This window comes from Lysinibacillus sp. (assembly GCF_032093475.1).
GTDB classification, from domain to species: Bacteria; Bacillota; Bacilli; order Bacillales_A; family Planococcaceae; genus Lysinibacillus; species Lysinibacillus irui.
On sequence record NZ_DAMDAY010000205.1, the window covers coordinates 1 to 3,582 of the forward strand.

Genomic DNA, 3,582 nt, shown 5'->3' on the forward strand with positions numbered 1-3,582 from the left:
GATGACCGTTTCCCTAGATCTACTCCTCGTTTTATAATCCCCTTGCCAAAACGCCCCTCAATTTCATCGACTATTTTGAGAATAGGCTCATCTTTTACATGCTCTTGATAATTAAAAATCGATAATTGCTGGGTATAGTCCTTACGATCCACCACATTGGAAACTGTTACACCTAGTAATCTTATTGGAGATTCATCCCAATGCTTATCAAATAATGCACAAGCAATATCATAAATTTCTTCAAAACGATAAAGGACATTGGATATTGTTTTTGAACGCGTGTGATTATGCCAATCTGCATCACGTATTTGAATACTGATCGTAGAACCAGCTAAACGTTTGGCATCAAGGCGTTCTGCTACTTTTTTACATAGCCCTTCAATCGTCTTATGTAGTGTGCGAATATCTGTCACATCTTCTGGTAATGTTGTTGAATTTCCTACGCTCTTCGTATCAAAAATCGCCTCGGGATCAACTACTCTATGATCTATCCCATTGGCCCTTGCTCGAAGTCGCACACCATTCTTCCCTAAAATTTGCTTCATCTTAAACTCTTCTGCTTGAGCTAAGTCACCAATTGTAAAAATACCATGTGCATTTAATTTTTTTGCTGTACTTGCCCCAATACCATGCATATTGACAACCTCACGATTCCATAGCTGCTGTTCAATATCACGTATCCGTAAAATGGTTATACCCATCGGTTTTTTCATATCAGAAGCGGTTTTCGCTAAAAATTTATTGGGTGCAATACCGATGGAACAAGGTAAATCAAGCTCCGCTAACATACGCTCTTGTATTTCCTGGGCAATACTTAACGCATGTTTTTCCTTACTTAACTCTGTAATATCCATGTAGCCTTCATCGATTGAAACAGGCTCTACTAAAGGAGTATAGCTACGCAAAATCGTAAACATTTCTTTAGATGCTGCTCGATATTTTTGAAAATCCGGAGGCAATAACAAGAGCTCAGGACATTTACGTTTTGCTTCATGGACTGTCATTGTTGTATAAATACCGAGAGCTCTTGCTTCATAGGAACAGGTTACTAAAATGCCACGGCGCTCCTTTGGGTTACCTGCGATTGCGATGGGCTTGCCCTTTAAGCTAGGATCATGTGCCTGCTCCACTGAAGCATAGAAACTATTCATATCCACATGTAAAATTACACGTCCTTTATGAGTCATGTTAAATCACCTCTTTGTTCTCTTAGCTTTATTATACGCTTGCTATCCATTAATCAACAAATGCATAATCACCATTACTTTCGAGTATATCCTTTAAGATGATTAATGCCTGCTCCAATTGCGTTTCTGGTGCTGCAATGGCTAATCGAACTGCATTCACAGGCTTTGTATTCCCAACAGCGAAACGCTCCGCCGCATAAACTTGTACACCAGCTTTGGAGGCTAACAATTCAAATTGAACACCTGTAAATTTTTCAGGTAAGTGGAGCCATCTGAAAATACATTCGTCATCCCCTAAAATGTGATAATCTCCTAAATACTGATTAACAAGCGTATTTTGCTGCCTAGCATAGGCTCGATGTTTTTCTATAATCGTTTGCGCCACCCCTTCATGAATCAATCTAGCAGCAAGTTCCAGCATCATAGGAGAGATGGAAATGTTGATATTATAGAGAGTTTCCATAATTCTTTTGCGAAAAGTTGGAGGTGTCACAAGGAAAGAAAGCCGTAATCCTGGTGATAGCGTTTTTGACAGGCTAGCAATATAAATGACCTTGTCTGGAGCATAGGAAGCAATAGGGGCAAGCGCTCGTTCCTTAAGAAAGCTATAAATGGCATCCTCAATAACGATTAAATCTTTCGCTCTGGCCACTTCCGCAATCATTTTTCTCGTTTCCACGGACATCGTATGTGTCGTTGGGTTATGAAAATCAGGGATAACATAGATGCCTTTGATATGTTCATTTTTACAGGCATACAATAAACCTTCTCTTGTCATCTCGCCCTGGCATTGTTGTATGGCCACCAGTTGTATACCTAGCATATTAGCGGCTGTTTTAATGCCAGCATAGGTAATAGGATCTGTACCAATTCGGTCTCCGGGCTGAAATAGGGCGGCGAGTGTTCCCACAAATGCATTTTGTCCGCCAGCTCCGAGCAAAATAGGTTGATCGGTTTGAAAATTCACCAATTCAAAAAGCTTCATGACAGCTTCATTTTGCCAAGCATTTCCCTCTGGTCGTCCATATTGAAATAGCTTGCTAAAACTAGGTTCGTTCAACATCTTTTTCATAAATCGTGTAATATCATCATTTACAAAATTATCTGGTAACACTGAGCCCATTTCAATGATAGGCGTGGCACGATTCGTGGGGAGTAACATTTTGTTGCTAGCCGCATCCGTTGAAACAAACGTTCCACTCCCAATTGAGGCATAAATTAATCCTTTTTGTCCACAGAGCTTGAAGGCTCGTGTGATGGTGCTTAAATTGACATCTAAAAAATCAGCTAATTCACGCTGTGGAGGAAGTTTTGTCCCTGGCGCTAGCTTTCCATCCTTGATATCTTGTTCAAGTTGATGTGCGATAGCTATATATAATGGAGCCGAAATATGGCTAATATCTGGCTTCCAACTCATTGGGTATTCGTCAAATGAATTAATAGGCATTGAAGAAGCCCTTCTTTCTGTTAATTTGCATACAATAGTTTAATTGTCTTGCATACAATGATAATATTGTATGCACACGATGACAATGATATAATTTTTAAAAAATCAGAAAAAAAGGACCGATTATTATGCAATATTCAGAAAGAATCTTAAAAACCCCATCCTCATTTATTCGAAATATTTTGAAAGTAACAGATGCAGAGGATGTCATTTCCTTTGCAGGTGGGCTTCCAAACCCAATCTCTTTCCCTATTGACGCGTTAAGAGCATCAGTGGACCATGCCATTATGGAAAACGGCAGCCGTTTATTTCAATATTCATCAACACAAGGATATGCACCACTGAGAGAATACATTGCTGCGAAATATCAGCGTGTTCATGGATTAGATGTACAGGCAGATGATGTCTTTATTACTACAGGTTCACAGCAAGCACTTGAACTCATTGGTAAAGTACTCATCAATAAAGGCTATGGCATTATTATCGAAGAGCCTGGTTACTTAGGGGCGATTCAAGCCTTTACATTAAGTGAGCCAACTTTCTATGGGGTGACACTTGAAAACGATGGTCTTAACCTAGAGGAATTAGAGCGCGCCCTTCAACAGCCTAATGTAAAATTCATTTATACGGTACCAAACTTCCAAAATCCAACAGGGCTCACTTACTCAAAAGAAAAACGTGAGCAAATTTGCGAAATAGTGTCCAAATACGATGTTGCTTTAATTGAGGATGACCCATATGGCGAGTTACGATTCCAAGGCGAGCCACTTCCATATATCGGTGCTGGTAAATTAGAAAATAGTATTTTACTAGGTTCTTTCTCTAAAACGGTCACACCAGGCATGCGTCTTGGTTTTATCATCACGAAAAATAAAGAGCTTTTACAGCATATCGAAACAGCAAAGCAAGCTTCTGATCTTCATACAAATATTTTCTCTCAATATGTTA

At 39.4% G+C, this 3,582-nt stretch carries 3 protein-coding genes; 1 reads left to right on the forward strand and 2 read right to left on the reverse strand.

Annotation, left to right across the window (positions count from 1 at the left end; all coding sequences use genetic code 11):
- Together RT445_RS23290 and RT445_RS23295 are read right to left on the reverse strand one after the other, a co-directional pair.
- Positions 1-1,187 (reverse strand): DNA polymerase IV (locus RT445_RS23290; protein ID WP_313471705.1); only part of this gene is annotated, 1,187 nt, incomplete at its 3' end.
- Between the two features lie 49 nt (positions 1,188-1,236).
- Entirely contained in the window at positions 1,237-2,634 is a 1,398-nt protein-coding gene (locus RT445_RS23295) for an aminotransferase-like domain-containing protein (RefSeq protein WP_313471707.1), read from the reverse strand.
- 128 nt (positions 2,635-2,762) lie between these two features.
- Here RT445_RS23295 and RT445_RS23300 point away from each other — a divergent pair.
- On the forward strand, positions 2,763-3,582 hold an 820-nt coding region (locus RT445_RS23300; protein WP_313471708.1), incomplete at its 3' end, for an aminotransferase-like domain-containing protein.